14 protein-coding genes are annotated in these 15,771 nt (G+C 55.2%); 4 read left to right on the forward strand and 10 right to left on the reverse strand.

Annotation, left to right across the window (positions count from 1 at the left end; genetic code table 11):
* Window positions 1-6 precede the first annotated feature (6 nt).
* On the reverse strand, window positions 7-915 hold the full coding sequence (locus ACO2Q8_RS14795; protein WP_423345605.1) for an LEA type 2 family protein: 909 nt from the start codon (window positions 913-915) through the stop codon (window positions 7-9).
* Window positions 916-1,479: 564 nt separating this feature from the next.
* Here ACO2Q8_RS14795 and ACO2Q8_RS14800 point away from each other — a divergent pair.
* On the forward strand, window positions 1,480-1,728 hold the full coding sequence (locus ACO2Q8_RS14800) for a hypothetical protein (protein WP_423345606.1): 249 nt from the start codon (window positions 1,480-1,482) through the stop codon (window positions 1,726-1,728).
* Window positions 1,729-1,757: 29 nt separating this feature from the next.
* Here ACO2Q8_RS14800 and ACO2Q8_RS14805 read toward each other — a convergent pair whose 3' ends face one another.
* From ACO2Q8_RS14805 to ACO2Q8_RS14845, 9 genes are all read right to left on the reverse strand, one after another.
* A complete protein-coding gene (locus ACO2Q8_RS14805) occupies window positions 1,758-2,009 on the reverse strand; it encodes a hypothetical protein (protein ID WP_423345607.1) in 252 nt (83 codons plus the stop codon).
* A 98-nt stretch (window positions 2,010-2,107) separates the two neighbouring features.
* The gene (locus ACO2Q8_RS14810) at window positions 2,108-3,073 is read right to left on the reverse strand and encodes a TIGR03885 family FMN-dependent LLM class oxidoreductase (protein WP_423345608.1); all 966 of its coding nucleotides are present in this window, start codon (window positions 3,071-3,073) and stop codon (window positions 2,108-2,110) included.
* Window positions 3,074-3,154: 81 nt separating this feature from the next.
* Window positions 3,155-5,062: a malto-oligosyltrehalose trehalohydrolase gene (gene treZ, locus ACO2Q8_RS14815; RefSeq protein WP_423345609.1), complete on the reverse strand. Its 1,908-nt coding sequence runs from the start codon at window positions 5,060-5,062 to the stop codon at window positions 3,155-3,157.
* Between the two features lie 513 nt (window positions 5,063-5,575).
* Window positions 5,576-6,076 carry a hypothetical protein gene (locus tag ACO2Q8_RS14820; RefSeq protein ID WP_423345610.1) on the reverse strand — a complete coding sequence of 167 codons (501 nt, stop codon included), beginning with the start codon at window positions 6,074-6,076 and terminating at the stop codon, window positions 5,576-5,578.
* A 132-nt stretch (window positions 6,077-6,208) separates the two neighbouring features.
* Window positions 6,209-7,363, reverse strand: a complete 1,155-nt coding sequence (locus tag ACO2Q8_RS14825; RefSeq protein ID WP_423345611.1) for a zinc-dependent alcohol dehydrogenase — start codon at window positions 7,361-7,363, stop codon at window positions 6,209-6,211.
* Between the two features lie 51 nt (window positions 7,364-7,414).
* Window positions 7,415-7,918, reverse strand: a complete 504-nt coding sequence (locus tag ACO2Q8_RS14830; RefSeq protein WP_423345612.1) for a DUF2231 domain-containing protein — start codon at window positions 7,916-7,918, stop codon at window positions 7,415-7,417.
* A gap of 211 nt (window positions 7,919-8,129) precedes the next feature.
* Window positions 8,130-9,257, reverse strand: coding sequence for a glycosidase (locus ACO2Q8_RS14835; RefSeq protein WP_423345613.1), 1,128 nt, complete (start codon window positions 9,255-9,257; stop codon window positions 8,130-8,132).
* 13 nt (window positions 9,258-9,270) lie between these two features.
* A complete protein-coding gene (locus tag ACO2Q8_RS14840; RefSeq protein ID WP_423345614.1) occupies window positions 9,271-10,026 on the reverse strand; it encodes an SDR family oxidoreductase in 756 nt (251 codons plus the stop codon).
* Window positions 9,969-12,332, reverse strand: a complete 2,364-nt coding sequence (locus ACO2Q8_RS14845; RefSeq protein ID WP_423345615.1) for a hypothetical protein — start codon at window positions 12,330-12,332, stop codon at window positions 9,969-9,971. Before ACO2Q8_RS14845 ends, ACO2Q8_RS14840 begins: the two co-directional genes overlap by 58 nt.
* A 384-nt stretch (window positions 12,333-12,716) precedes the next feature.
* Between ACO2Q8_RS14845 and ACO2Q8_RS14850 the strand changes: the two genes are divergently transcribed.
* Genes ACO2Q8_RS14850 through waaF form a run of 3 tightly spaced genes read left to right on the forward strand, consistent with a single transcriptional unit; the run spans window position 12,717 to window position 15,768 of the window.
* Window positions 12,717-14,039, forward strand: a complete 1,323-nt coding sequence (locus ACO2Q8_RS14850) for a glycosyltransferase family 4 protein (protein ID WP_423345616.1) — start codon at window positions 12,717-12,719, stop codon at window positions 14,037-14,039.
* Between the two features lie 3 nt (window positions 14,040-14,042).
* The gene (locus ACO2Q8_RS14855) at window positions 14,043-14,654 is read left to right on the forward strand and encodes a D-glycero-alpha-D-manno-heptose-1,7-bisphosphate 7-phosphatase (RefSeq protein WP_423345617.1); all 612 of its coding nucleotides are present in this window, start codon (window positions 14,043-14,045) and stop codon (window positions 14,652-14,654) included.
* Window positions 14,632-15,768 carry a lipopolysaccharide heptosyltransferase II gene (waaF, locus tag ACO2Q8_RS14860; RefSeq protein WP_423345618.1) on the forward strand — a complete coding sequence of 379 codons (1,137 nt, stop codon included), beginning with the start codon at window positions 14,632-14,634 and terminating at the stop codon, window positions 15,766-15,768. Before ACO2Q8_RS14855 ends, waaF begins: the two co-directional genes overlap by 23 nt.
* Window positions 15,769-15,771 lie beyond the last annotated feature (3 nt).

Consider the following 15,771-nt stretch of genomic DNA (forward strand, 5'->3'; position numbering starts at 1 on the left):
GTTTCGTCAATCTTTCTTGAAATCGGCCAGGGTGCCCCGGATGACGGTGTTTAGCTGGCTGTTCTGAAACATGGAATTCCCTCCTTTGTCGATGATCTTGCACCGGAATGTCACCAGAAAAGGCGTGTCCTTTTTGTCAAACACCATCTTGGGCAACAGCCCCAGGGTTTGGCCGGGTTTCACCGTCATTGGAAACACCACCGGGGTTGTCGCCTGCTTTTTGATCAGAATCGGTTCGGGTTGATCGCTCTCGGCGATTTCTTTCCCTTCAATCATTACCGTGTAGTGGGTATCGGTAAAATTGAACGGAAACCGGTTTTTATTCGTAATGCTGACTTTAGCGGCTACCTCGGTTTCTTTCAGGCCCAGTTTGGCCAGGTCCAGATCTTCCACGTTGATTTTGGGCAGAAAAAACGTCGGCAAACGCTTTGTAATGGTCTGTTCAAACGTCCGGTTGCCCAGAATCGGCACATCCAGATCAAATGTACTTCGAACGGTGTACGTCGTGCTGTCGACATCGTTTTGTTCCAGCGTCTTAAGTACGGTAAGCAGCTTTTGATTGATCAGCTCGACCGGCAATGTTACCAGGGTACTATCACCGGATTTTACTTCGATCGGCTTCTCGTAAGCGTCTTCCGCGATCGGCGTATCGGCCATCAGAATAGTGTACTTCAGCCCTTTTGCTTTGAAGCCCACCGGCAAGGGATTATCAATCAGCAGTTTGACATTCATCCGGATCCGGTCGTCATCAATGCTCGTAATCTGGAGCGTACTCATTTCCAGCCGGGGTTTGAGCGTTCCGTTGTAAGCGCCCCCTTCGTCCTCCGCCCGGTTTTTCAGTCGGCTATACCAGACATACGCACCGATAAAGCCAATGAACAGAATTCCGAGCGCAATAAGCCATCCCTTTTTCATATCGTTCTCTTTTACAGTTCGTCGTCAGGAGTTTGAGCGGAAGAAATTCGTTTTCAATCCGTTTCATCGGCTGCACCACAGTTCTTTTCACAAAACCAGGATTGCTTTTAGATGTTTACAACCGTACCGTGATCTTCAGGGAACAAATTGCCGCCGTAACTAGCGATTCAGACCGGCCAGCCCAGGGCACAAGACCTATTCGTTGCTACTGGGCTGATCGAGCTTATTCCGAATCTCCCACTTCAGGTCGGCCCCGGTATACAAAAGGTTAGCGGAATCGCCTAGGCGCTGACATCCAGACATCTTCGTACAGGCATTCCATCAGATCATTCCGGGTGGGTATCTGAATCTCTCGCATCCGGGCAGTACCAGCTACAATTTTATGGTGTACAAGTAACCGCCTGGTTCCGGCCTGAAATGAGGATTCGGCCAGACGACCGCAGCCTCATTTCGGCTCTCCCCCCAAAACTATCCGGCCCAAACGTTGCTTTTGGTTTCACAGAAGTGAACCGGATTTGCCGGTTCGTTGTAGCACCAGAATTCACGAACTTACCCCGCAAGCCCATGAAAATCGGAAACCGCTTACTGAAACACCTAACCAAAAAATACGAACCATCGAAACTGGTGTCGTTCAGATTTGGCCGCTATGACGTCGCCCTGAAAACGGATGAGGAAGGCAATGCGGTACTGGCTTTTGTCGGACAAGCCAACGAGCAGGGCATCATCCGGGGCGATCAGTTCACCCGGCGGCTGGTGAAAGATACTTCCGGAGCCTTCATCAAAGACCACTGGGATTACAAAGGGAAAGTTTGACGGCAAACGCTCCTAGAACGGTAAAATTTTCATCGTTTCGTATGTCGGGCGTTAGCTTGCAGGTACAGGAAATGTCCCATGATTCCGTGCAGGTTGCTCACAAGTTGGTGGGCCTCCGGAAAGGTTTCGGCGTTGATCAGCACCACCACCATCGAAACCGCATGGCCTTTGAGAAAACACAAAGGTGCCAGCGTGCCGCCTTCGGGATGTCCGGGCAGCGAGTTTGACCAGCGAATACAGCACCGTTCCGTCCTTGCCGCGTCGGCTGTACAGGTTCTCAACCGATTGGGGCTGAATCTGATTCGTTGCCAGGCGGTCACTTTAAAAGAGTCCTGAACTGTTTCCGCGTGGTCCATACGTGTAGTTGTTGATCCGTGATTTAGCTTGGCAGCAGATCCGGCAGCACGTGTTGACCAAAATCATCGATAAACCGCTCCTGTTCCCGGTTGACGTTGTGCAGCATCAGCCGCTCGAAGCCCAGGTCCAGGTCCTGCCGGAGCCAGTCCAGATGCTGACGAAGGTCGGCCGAAATCCGCACCATCCGGTCGACTTCCTTCAGATTGACGAACTGACCAGCCGCATCGAACTGCTCCGGCATCCGCAGTTCCGTCAGCATATTGTTTGGAAAAATGTTGGCCCGCCATTGGTCGTAAGCTCCCTGACGCGCCCGCTCCTCCGTTCGATCATACGAAAGCTGGACTTTCAGGTACATCGGTTTTCCCTCGCCCCCACCCCGGCGAAACGCTTCCACCACCTTCCGCAACGCATCGGGCGGCTGCGAGATCGTCAGTAAACCGTCGGCCCAACCGCCTACCCACTCGGCGGTTTTGGCGGTTACAGCGGCCCCAATCAGCAGCGGTTTTATGGCAGGTAGCGTATACAACCGGGCTTCATCCACCGTGACCAGGCCCTTGTGCGTGACGGTTTCGCCCTTCCAAAGCGCCCGGATCACGTCCACGCACTCCTTCAAGCGGGCATTCCGCTCGGCTTTGTTAGGCCATCGTTCACCGGTAATGTGTTCGTTGAGGGCCTGTCCCGAACCCACGGCAATCCAGAACCGTTCCGGAAAAAGCTCGGCCAGCGTAGCCGCTGCCTGAGCAATGATGGCGGGATGATACCGCTGTCCGGGGGCATTGACCACCCCAAACGGAACCTGTGTCGCCTGCAGAGCCGCTCCGAGCCACGACCAGGCAAACCCGCTTTCACCCTGCTCTTCGGTCCACGGATGAAAATGATCCGAGCAGGAAGCGGCCGTAAAACCGGCCTGCTCGGCCCGTTGTACATTGCTCAGCAAGGTGCTGGGCTTAAACTGTTCGTGCGATGAATGATACCCAATCTTGAGCATAGTTGTTTTGACGCCGGAAGCAGTTTCGGTTGCCCAATCCCGGTCTTCGTGTTGGTGATCTGACTGGTAAATCCTATTGGGTCATTGTATCGAAAGAATCCGGATCGACTCCGGTGCCAGCAGCCAGGCTCTGTCGTCCGGCGATTGTCCCGAGTGGGAGTCCGGGCGAGTCGGTGGTTGACTGCCTGATCCACCCGGTGTCCATTGCGGGTCCGCCGAGTCGAACAAGGTTTGCCAGCCTTCGCTCTTCTCCGGCCGGGCCACCTCCTGCGGTTCCGTCGAAAAATTTAACAGACAAAACACCTGCTGATCGCCATGCCAGCGGTGCAGCCGGATGGTTTGCCGGTCTTCATCCACACGCACGTCGAGTTGCAGGCGACTCAAGTGCCGCAGAGCAGGATGTTGTTTCCGAAGGGCAATGAGTGTCTGGTAATACCGAAACAGCGTCTGGTGCGGTTCTTGCGACAATAGCTCCCACTGTAATTTGGATTGCTGAAACGTAGTGACTGCCACCGGGTCGGGCACCTCGCCTTCGTCGTGGAAACAAGCAAATTCCTGCTTTCGGCCCTTCCGGACCGCTTCGACGAGTTCGGGGTCGGTATGGCTCACGAAGTAAAGAAACGGGTTCGATTCGCCCCACTCTTCGCCCATGAATAGCAGCGGCAGAAACGGACTCACCAGCACGGCCCCCGCCAGCAGTTTCTGCATTTCGAAACTGACCAACTGGCTGGTTCGTTCGCCGAGCATCCGGTTGCCGATCTGGTCATGATTTTGGGAGAACACTACAAACTGCGCACCCGAACGCTCCGGGGCTTTCCGGCCGAAGTGCCGTTTGCGGTGTGCCGAAAACTGCCCATCGTACACGTAGGCATCCCGATACGATTTGGCGACATGGGCAATTCCTTCAAAATCCGAGTAATAGCCCCGTCGCTCCTCCCCGGAGGCTACCCGTAACGCGTGGTGAAATTCGTCCATCCACTGTGCATCCATGCCAAAACCCTGCTCGGTCAGCGGATTGATAAACCGGGGGTCGTTCAGGTCATTTTCCACAATCAGGTAGTGCTGCCGACCCGTGGTTTCCATCAGCCGGTCGACCTGCTCCCGGATTTCCTGAAGAATATGCACCGGGCTAAAGTCCTTGATGGCGTGAACCGCATCCAACCGCAGGGCATCGATGTGGAAATCCCGGAGCCACATCAGGACGTTTTCGATAAAAAACCGCCGGATGCCGTCAGACCAAACATCGTCGAAGTTAATGGCGTCACCCCAGGGCGTGCAGTATTTGCTGGTCAGGTACGGCCCGAAGTCGGTGAAGTAATTTCCTTCGGGGCCGAAATGGTTGTACACCACATCAAGAATGACGGCCATACCCTTCTGGTGGCAGGTATCGACCAATTGCTGCAACCCAGCCGCCCCCCCGTACGAATCCTGGGCCGCGTAAGGCAACACCCCGTCATAGCCCCAGTTGCGGTCGCCGGGGAATTGGGCAATGGGCATGATTTCGATGGCGTTGACGCCCAGAGACTTCAGGTAATCCAGCTTCCGGGCAATGCCTTCAAAGGTTCCTTCGGGGGTAAACGTCCCGACGTGAAGCTCGTAGATCACATACTCTTCCAAGGGCAGATTTGGCCAGTCCGGATCGTTCCAGGAAAACCGGGTGGTATCCACGGCTCCTGACGGCCCATGAACCCCTTCCGGTTGCGCCAGTGACGCCGGATCGGGCCGCACTTTTTCACCGTTCAGCCGGAACTGGTACCGATCGCCGGGCTGGAGCCGTGCGGTGCTCAGTGTCCAATACCCCTGCGTTTGCTTTTCCAGCGGCAGACAATCCGATGGGTCAATCAGAAGCAAATCGACCGATTCGGCTAACGGAGCCCAGACGACCACCTCTGCCATCCCGTCTCCGGTAAATGTGACACCGAGTGACCGTCGGTGTACGTCCAGTTCGGGTGTAAATTGCTGTGTCAATGTAGAATTCGTCGTATTCATATGATTAAATAACCTTCCGTTTGGGGAAGAAGTTTGATAAGCTGAACCTCATTTTTGATCCAGCATCGATTTTTTCAAAAATTTCCTTCGGAAAAGTATAACTGGATCATCGGCACCGGGAAGACACTTTCCGCAAACAAATTTAGGAAGCGGCCGGGTATTGAGACACTGATAAAAGCACGTCGATTCCGATCAGGCAAATGCGGATACCAGCGGCCGTTCGGTAAGGGGGCTAAAAGGGGGCCACAGCCGAGTGGAGCAGTCCGGCAATGAGTTGGTTGCCCAAGTCTTGCAGGAAAGCCATTCAGCTGTCGGCCCATCGCCAGCCGGGCCGGTCAAGTTCCTCCTGGGGATAGTGCGGTTACTTTTGTTTACTCCAACAAATGGGAGACCGTGTCTTGGAATGTAAAATAATAAATGTAAAATGCTGAAAGTAAAACCGTGGATTATGTAGCGGCAGCGCTTTCCTTTTACATTTAGCGTTTTACATTTATTATTTTACATTTCCTTTTTTCACCGTCTTGCCAGCTTTTTGGTATCCCGGCTCAGCCAGGCGATCACGACCGTAGCTGCCAGCGCCCCTACGGCTACTTTCTGAATCAGCCCTCCCCGGTTGTGTTTCCACTCCGCTTTCCAGCCTTTTTCAGCGAAAATATTCGGAACATGGCCGTGCTTCAGGTCATCGATGATGCCTTCCACCACGTTGACCCGGTCGGCCAGCAACAACGGCAGCCAGTGGCCGTAGCTGGACTCACTGTACTTGAAGGCATACCGGCGAATGGCTCCGCTCAGGCCCATCGGCGGCACCGAAGTTCCGAAAACCGCCGTGACGTACGGGCGTTCGTTGGAATGCAATACCTCGACGGTTTCCGGCTGCTGCGGGGGGCGATCCCACCGAATGCGCTGGTGATCGTCGCCGGTATAGTGTTTGATCGGGTAGGTGGGTTCATTGCGCGGATCGGCGTCAATGCCCCAGCCGTTGATGTGCGAATAATCGTTGGGTTTATTTTCCATGAAGTATGATTCGTTTTTACAGTTTATAGTTTACGGTTTATAGTTTATAGTTCCTGATCAACAACAACCTATTGATCATTAGCACCTTATTCCAAAAATCCATAAACTGTAAACTATAAACCGTAAACTATTTTAGCTTCGGGCCATGGGCGGAATCAGCACCGGTTTGATGCAATTATCGCGTTTGGCCGAAAAAATATGGTACGCATCGGCGGCTTCCTCCAGCGGCACCCGGTGTGTAATGATGCCTTTGGGATCGATCCGACCCGCCCGAACGTGCTCAATCAATCGGGGTAGCAAACGCTTCACGGACGCCTGGTTGGCCCGAATCGTGATGCCTTTGTTGACAACGTTGCCGATGGGCACCAGGTTGTCGGTCGGGCCGTAGACGCCTACGATGGACACGATTCCGCCTTTTTTGACCGAGTTGATTGCCCAGTGCAAGGCTGTCGCCGAACCCGCCTGAAGCATCATTTTCCGGCCAGTAATCGTCTGCATGGCGTTTCCGGCGGCATCGCCCCCGACGGCATCAATACAGACATCCGCACCGAACCAGTCGGTGGTTTTCTTCAGGAACAAAACCGGGTCTTCCAGTGACCGGAAGTTGTAAGCTTCACACTGGGCATAGCGCCGGACAAACTCCAGCCGGTATTCGAGGTGATCGATCACGATGACCCGCCCGGCCCCAAACAACCAGGCCGATTTAGCCGCCATGATCCCGACCGGTCCGGCTCCGAACACAACCACTGTATCGCCGGTTTTGATGCCGCCCATTTCGGCCGCCTGGTAGCCGGTCGGTACGACATCCGTCAGCAACACGGCATCGTCGGGGTCCATATCGTCGGGAATCACCGTTGGGCCTACATCGGCATACGGCACCCGGACGTATTCGGCCTGCCCGCCGTCATAACCGCCCGCCGTGTGCGAATACCCATAAATACCGCCAACGGCCGTTGCCTGGGGGTTCGATTCGTGGCAATTTCCAAACAGGCCCTGTTTGCAAAATGCACATTGGCCGCAGGCAATGTTGAAGGGAACCAGTACATGATCGCCCACTTTCACATTTTGCACCGACGGTCCTACCGCTTCGACGATGCCGGTAAATTCGTGCCCGAACGTCATGCCCACCCGGGTGTCGGGGACGAGCCCGTGGTACAGGTGAAGATCAGAACCGCAGATGCAGGAACGGGTAACGCGCACGATGGCGTCGTTGGGGTGAAGGATTTCGGGATACGGTTTCCGGTCGACCCGGACCCGAAACGGCCCCCGGTAATTCATGGCTAACATAGGTGTTTTCCTTTCGTGTTTATTCGTGAAAAGTCAGACCAAAATGGTCTATTAACGGATCGGTCCAGGATTAACCGTTGACCGAACCGACAAAGAATTGGGGGCATTCAAATGCGCTTGATGATCGACACCAACACCCAGGCGATCAACGAGTTCACCCCCGAGCCAACCCGTTACGCCCGAGAGCAGAAAACCCAGCAGTGACACCACCACGGCGGCTGCCGACGGCATATAATCCGGTTCGTTTCGCCGGAAGAGCCAACTCAGAATAAAAAGCGCCAGGACAACGACATTCCCGATCCCGTGAATGGCTCCAACGCGCCTAGCGCGGGTATTCGACGGGATAGCGGCCCAGTCGATAACGCCCGGTACAGCCGCGACAAATCCGCCAATGATGCCCGAAACCGTCATCCAGTACGATACGACAGACATTGTAGGATTATCGTTGAACAAATACACGAGCATGAAGATGAAAGAGGTGAACAGCAATCCCAGCGGGAATACCACAAGAATCTGATGAGCCGGGTGGCCCAGTAACTTAGCTTTGCTTTCCATATTCAGGTTTTGTTTACAGCGGAGAATGGCGAACTGAAGCGGCTTCAGCAACCATCAAACGTGCTGGATCGGCTAAACCCTTCCTACATCTTGGAAACCTCAATACTGCGGAAGTTTATGTTTGCTGTTTTAACTGGCTTTTTCAGGAAGGGGTCTGATGAGCCCGAGGAATAGTTAGGGAACGGGGCAATCCAAAAATGGCCCGGTGCGGTCAGGGCGTTGCAAACACGGTTTTGGGCAGGTGAGTGATCCGGCACACCAGATCGGCTTCGCCCGAAGCCACGATGTAGTGATCGCCCGCATCGAGGATCCCGGTCGTGAACACCACATCGGTCAAATAAAGCTGATCTTTGACGGGTTCCGTGATGACCGGATTGGCTTCCAGAATTGGCTTTTGGTCTTCCCATCGGAGAATTCTGCGGGGATCGGCCGCATCGAGCAACGCCCAGAATGTCCGGTAAATACCCACCAGCCCGCGTAGTTCGACACCGTGATACAGCAACAACCAACCCTGATCGGTCAGAATGGGTTGCGTTCCTCCGCCGATTTTCAGGGTCGAAGCCGAGCCTCTCCGGGCGCGGATCAGGGGTTCATCGACTGGTTTCCAGTGCAGCCCATCGGGCGACGTGGCCAGGTTGATCGACGGACCGGGGTAAAACTCACTATCGGGCCGGGCGGCAAAGTACAGATCGCCCAGCGGGCGGGTGAGGGCATAAAACCGCCCGCCGATTTTGCCCTCAAAAAAAACCATGTCCTTGTTCTGGTGGTCCAGGATGATGCCCTGCAAGCGGTAGTTCAGTCCATCCGTCGAGGTATACAGCGTCGTGCAATGCCGCTCCGAACCGACCGAGCAGGTTGTCATGTAGTAGGTATCCCCAATCTGTGTAATCCGGGCATCTTCCACGCCATACTCCTGATAGCTTCGTTCGGGCGCAATGATTTTGTCATAATGCACTCTGACGACCTCCGTCCCATCCGGCGTCAGTTCGACGGGCAGCAGCCAGGAAAGCGACGTGAGGGCCATCACCTTGTAGGGATGGCCCAGCACCTGAAATTTGCGGGGATCGGCCGCGTTGACACCCGCCAGCGGATACGAATCGAGCACGTAGCCCCGCGTATCGTCCCACCGAATGGCGTGAATCTGTTCCCCGACAATGGGTTGCTGAAGCGCTTCGGCCACCCGAACGATGATCAGCAGGTTCCCGTTGGGCAACCGCGCCAGACCCGGATTGAACGCCCCCAGCACGTAGGTTTCAACCTGGATCGATCCGCGCAAGGGCGAAAACCGCAAGTCAATATCATTCGGCGAGAAAACCCGCCGATCGGTTGCGTACTCCATCGTGCGTCCGTTCTTAAATCAACTGAAGGTGGGGCCGAATCTGAACGGCGACCACATCGCAACGCAGCGGTTGCGTCAGAATGTAATACACGCAGACGGCAATATCCTCGGCTTTCAGCATTTCGCCGGTTTTTTGTTTCGCCCGTTCTTCGTCGGGAGCCGTGTTCTGCATGTCGGAGCCAACGGCCCCCGGTTCCACCAGACTAACCTTGATTCCGTCGGGGTTTACTTCTTTTCGCAGACTTTCGGCAAAGCCCTGAATGGCGGCCTTGGTCGCGACATACACCGAACTTCCCTCCTCCCGGACATCGGCGCTCATCGACCCGACCAGCACAATGTGTCCGCGTTTCTGGGGTTGCAGTCGGCTGAGAGCTTCTTTTGTGGCAGCCAGATAACCGCCCAGATTGGTTTGAAGCACATACCGCCAGTCGGCATCTTCCATCTCACTCAAGGAACCTGCTGCCAGAGCGGCACAGTTTATGAGAATGTCGAGCCCCCCCAGCTTTTCGTCGGCTTCCTGAAAAACCCGGCGGATATCGTCCCCACTGGCACTGTCAGCCACGGTGCCGTCGACCAGTCCGCCCGCCTGGCGGATGGCGGTCAGCGTTTCGTCCAGTTGTTCCTGATGCCGCCCGAAGGTGAAAATATGCGCCCCGGAGGAGCCTAGCAGTAGTGCAATAGCGCGCCCGATTCCGGTCGTTCCTCCCGTGATCACAATTCGTTTCCCCTCCAGCGTTTCGAAGGCGGTATGCCCATTTGACTGTTCCATAACGTTGCGTTTTTGTTGAGTTTGTTAGTTGGTTTCCCCGCCGACCATTCCATCCGGAGTTGCTGATGCCCCTGCACCCGGTAATCCACATATTTTTTGGTCTTCTCAACCGGTTTGAGCGCCGGGCTATCCGGTTTGTCTTCTTCGAAAAGCGAAACGGTCGGTAACGTTTTTCCTTTTGCCAGCAACCGGACCCGACAAGTGAAATCTGCCGTTCCGGCCAGTCGGATCACCACGTAGCCGCTTTCCTTGTCAAGCAGTTCGTACTCGGCATGGTAAATGGGATAATCCGAAAAAACAACGACCGGAATACCCTGAAACGACTTATATGCGTAGGTGGTCAGAATGTAGGCCAGCGCCCCACCGTATACTTCCTGCCCCACCTCACCGGCCTGTTTCCAGCCGACCGAAATATCTTCGACCGGAATGGGCAGATCCCGGATCAACCGCCCTTCCCGGGGTTCCTGACAGAGCATTTCTTCCGGTAATTCCGAAGGGTAATAAAACCGCCCCCGGTGCAGGACGTATTTAAAGTATTCCGAAAAAATAAGCCGAACCGGTTCCGGAACGTCGTAGCCTACTTCTTTCAGGTAATTCAGCATCGTCGCCAAAATCTCCGCTTCTTCGTAGGCCGCCAGGTAGGGGGCGTCTTTGAGGGGCGCAACACCCAGAAACGTGCTGCGGGCTAGCCCATAGCCAAAATTACACTCCCACATCCACATGCGGGCCACAACGTTGGCGATACACAGCCGACTCAGGTCAAAGTAGAACCGATTGCCGGTAATTTTCCAGAGCTTGGCCAGCGTCAGGGCGCTCATGACGGTATTATTGGTCTGGTAGAGGAGTTCGAAGCCCTTGCCCCGCAACCGCTCGGCGGATCGAATTGCCTCCTCCAGGTAACGGGATTCCCGCGTCAGTTCATAAGTCTGAAGCAGGACGTGGGTGTAGAGACCGGCCACATCCAGTTCTCCGCCCTTGCCCTCGGTGGTTTCGGCCTTGACAACCTCCAGTGTTCGGATATCGTAAAAAACCGGCCAGTCATAATCAAAGTGGTGAGCCGCCCGGATTACGAACTCCAGCGACCGGAACAAGAGGTCTTTCGATTCCGTATCGCCTTTTTCGGCCAGTCGCCCGAGATTCATCAACGTGTGCAGCAAGTACCAGGAGTCGATTTTGTTCGGGTCCTGTTCTTCACTGCGGTCTTCCTCTTTGAAGGTACCCCCCGGTAGCCAGCGCATGAATGTCTCGTGCTTATCGTCGTAAAACGAGGGCAGGTTTTTTTGCAATTGTGCCACCAGATCGACAGGCTTTCCCAGCCACTCCTGGTATTCCCACAGCGGAACCAGAATGGCGAGCTGCACCATGCTCTCGGGCGGTTTTTGGGTTGCATCGACGTACGCATTGACGTAGTACTTTTTCTGGATCGTCCGGCCGCAGTGCGAAGATTCGGTTAAGGCCTGAATGCTTTTTTCGGCGGCTTTCGGCCAGTCGTAATAGCCGGTCTCGGGCCGGGGTATATACCGGTAGACACAACTGATGGCTTCCAGGAATTCGTCGGCGGCTTCAAATTCGCTTTGGGGGATCGATTCGCTGAGGTAAACAAACGCATCCGAAAGCACCAGTTCTTTGCCCGCTTCCAAAGGTTGATCCGATGCGGGGAGGGCAAAACCGGCTTCCGGCCACTGCACACTGACGGTATCGGAGGGTTCGGTCTTTGTGGCTTCAAAATACGGATTCAGCGCCGTAAAGTTCTGAAAATAAATGACCGATGCTTCCGTGGGTTCAATCACCGACAGGTACGCCAGCCCGGAGGTCGGGCCGCTCTGGGTCACGTAGGTGATGCCTTTGGTCCTAAACGGGTTCCAATTTTGGTCAAGGATGTATAAATCACGGGGGAAAGCCTGTAGGGTAAAGTTCTGTCGGGGAACCAGTGAGGTGGTGTACCGGATCATTGGTTTGTCCTCCTTGGGTCGCTCAATGGTCACCCAAAAAGTCCCCAGCGTTCCTTCGATGGTGTATTCAACGGTTTTTTCATCCCCCCGGATTCGTTTGCAGCTTTTCAGGCCCTGCGGGTCGAAGCAGGTTCGGATCGCCAGCCGGGCACTTCCTCCCAGCGGACCGATCAACCAGAACGAGTTGGCGGTCAACCCCAACTCCGGTACCCCTCCGGGCAACTCAAAGGGAAGTTTAGTGCGGAGAGAGAGATGTTTCAACTGTTCATCGAGACCGGCTACCCATTGGGAGCTGTCGTTGGATTCTGTAAAGGGTTGCCAGTAGGTTGCGCTGTTGTAGGTTTTGGTACGCATGGTTCACGCAAATTTGAACAGAATGAGTCATCACGACTTCCTGGTTGACAAACTACCTAAATGAAACTCACGCTGTTTTATAGCATCAAAAAGTAAGGCAGTGGGCCGATTGGGTTGCCGAAATCCATCCAGACCAGCTATCGATTCAGTCTTTCTGTTCCGGATTGCACTTAAACGGATACTTCCCTACGCAATCTATTGCTTCGAAAAATAGGAATCCAACGAGGCTGCAAACCGCCCATTTTACCAGGGGTCCGTTGCCTCACTACCCGGAACATAAACGTTTCTTCATGAAACCTTTGAAAACAGAAGCCGTTCAAAATGGCATCCAACAGCGACGAACCGAACAAACTCGGGCAGCACTTCCTGGTGGACTGTCACGCAATGAATAGAAGATTAGCCTTAATCAGCGAACACGCATCTCCCCTGGCTACCGCGGGTGGGGTTGATGCCGGCGGGCAAAACATTGCCGTTGCCGAACTGGCCCAACACCTGGCAAAACTGGGCTATGAGATCGACATTTTTACCCGATGGGAGCACGCCGATGTAGCTCTACTGGTCCACTGGAAGCCCAACATCCGGGTCATCCACCTCAAAGCCGGGCCGATCGAATGCCTGCCCAAAGAAGAACTATTACCCCATATGCCTGAGTTTACGGACAACTTCATCGCGTTTGTCCGCTGTCAGGATGAACCTTACCAACTCATCCACGCCCACTTTTTTATGTCGGCGCTGGTAGCCGCCGATGCCCGAAAAGTCCTGCATATTCCGTATGTCATTACCTTTCACGCGCTGGGCAAGGTCCGGCGCATCAGCCAGGGCGATTCCGACAAATTTCCGGCCGACCGGTTTGCGATTGAAGAACGCGTCATCCGGGAGGCCGATCACCTGGTGGCCCTGTGCCCGCAGGACCGCGACGATCTAATCACCCTATACGACGCTGACCCTGAGAAAGTTACAATCATCCCTAACGGGTTTAATCCCTACGAATTTTACGCCATCGACCGCACGCTGGCCCGAACCCTGCTGAAACTCGACCCCGACGAAACCATCATTCTGCAACTGGGCCGGATTGTGCCCCGCAAAGGCATCGACAATGTGGTTCAGGCCGTTAGCTGTTTGAAGAAAAAATACGGTATCAAAACCCGCTTACTAGTCGTTGGGGGCGAATCGGACTGCGCCGACCCAGTGACCACGCCCGAAATCGGCCGGTTGCAACACCTGGCCGAACAGGAAGGCATTGCCGACCGGGTGACCTTCGTAGGTCGTCGCGACCGGAACCTGCTGCGGTACTATTACAGCGCGGCCAATGTGTTTGTCACCACACCCTGGTACGAACCCTTCGGGATTACGCCCCTGGAAGCGATGGCCTGCGGAACGCCCGTGGTGGGTGCCCGGGTCGGCGGCATTCAGTACACCATTGTCGATGGGCAAACCGGGTTGCTGGTTCCGCCCAAGGCACCCGACCTGCTGGCCGAAAAACTGAAGCTACTGATTCAGCACCCCCGCATTGCCCATGCGCTGCGGGCGCGCGCCTTGCGGCACGTTTACCGCGAATTCACCTGGCTGAATGTGGCTCACAAAACGGCGGCTCTTTACGAGAAGCTGGGTGTAGCCAGTCCGGCCAACCGGGGGACGTCCGTCCGGGGCATTGAGAAAAGTCTGCGAAACCCCTTACCAGCCACCCAACTCAGCCGAACGGCGTAAGGCATGAAGGCGGTTTTTATCGACAAGGACGGCACGCTTATTCCTGATATCCCGTACAACGTTGAGCCCGAACGCATTACGCTATACGCCGGAACAGGACTTGCTTTGCAACGGCTTCAGGAAGCAGGATACGCGCTCATCGTGATTTCGAACCAGTCGGGAATTGCACTCGGTTATTTTCCGGAGCTTTCACTGGAAGGGGTCAGAAACCGGCTGACGACCCTGCTCGAACCTTACGGCGTTCGGCTGACCGGTTTTTACTATTGCCCTCATCACCCGGCAGGAACGGTTTTGAACTACGCGATCACCTGCAACTGCCGAAAACCGGCTCCGGGGCTGCTACAGCAGGCCGCCCGCGATCACGGAATCGACCTGTTAAATTCCTGGATGATCGGGGACATTCTGAACGATGCCGAAGCCGGAAACCGGGCCGGATGCCGGACCATCCTGCTCGATAATGGCCATGAAACGGAGTGGCTTTCAGGCCCCTACCGCCAGCCAACCCAAACCGTTCGGGATTGGGACGACATTCCAAACCTGATTCTGGGACAAGCCAGCGATAAACAACCACCCAACGCCGAACAGGCTCTGTATGAAACCAATCAATCATCGTGAGGGGATCATCCAACCGGCCGGATCGGATTGGCAGACGTTCAGAAATATTCTCTGCGTCAGGCCCGACAACCTGGGCGATGTGCTAATGACCACCCCGGCATTTCGCGCCCTGAAGGAATCGGTACCCGACCGGAAGCTGACCCTGCTTACGTCGTCCGCCGGAGCCGGGATTGCGCGATTGATTCCCGAAATTGATGACGTGCTGACGTTCGACCTGCCCTGGGTGCAGACCGCTAGTGGCAACGGCCCCGCTGCCATACCGATTTTAGCCCGAACCTTGCAGGAGAAGCAGTTCGACGCAGCCGTTATTTTCAATGTACAGAGCCAGAATCCGTTGCCCTCGGCCCTACTTTGTTACCTCGCCGGAATTCCCCGGATGCTGGGCTTCTGCCGGGAAAATCCCTATCAACTAATGACCGATTGGGTACCCGATCCCGAAATTTTAGTCGCTACCCAACACGAAGTAGAGCGGCAATTGGCCCTGGTCAGCACCGTGGGTTGCACAACTTCCAACAAACGTTTGTCCTTGACTGTCAGTTCCGAAGCGCGTCAACAGGCGCTGACCCAATTGGCCCAGGCCGGGATTCGGGCCGACGCGCCCTGGCTGCTGCTCCATCCGGGCGTCAGCGAAGCCAAACGGCGCTATCCGGCCGATCAGTACATCCGGGCGGCCCGGCAACTCATCGCTAAAGACGGTTTTCAGCTCGTGTTGACCGGCAGTGCATCCGAACGCGACTACGCCGAAACCATTCGGCAGGCGCTGGGCGAAAAAGCCTTCAATGCGGCTGGGCGGTTTTCGCTGGAAACCTTCGCCGGACTCATTGCCGAAGCACCACTGCTGATCTCGAACAACACCGGACCGGTTCACATGGCCTCGGCCGTCGGAACGCCCGTGGTGGTGCTCTACGCCATGACCAACCCGCAGCATACGCCCTGGCTGGTTCCAAACCGTGTACTTTATTTCGAGGTACCAGCCGAGTTGCGTTCCCGGAACCGGTTGCTCCAGCAGTTTCCGGAACCAGCCGAACCCCGGGCATCGCCGGAAGCCATCGTTCAGGCTGTCAACGAATTAATCCAAACTAAAAAAGCGGTTTTAGACCATTCCACGGTATAATCT

The sequence above is a fragment of the Larkinella sp. VNQ87 genome (assembly GCF_049445795.1).
GTDB lineage: Bacteria > Bacteroidota > Bacteroidia > Cytophagales > Spirosomataceae > Larkinella.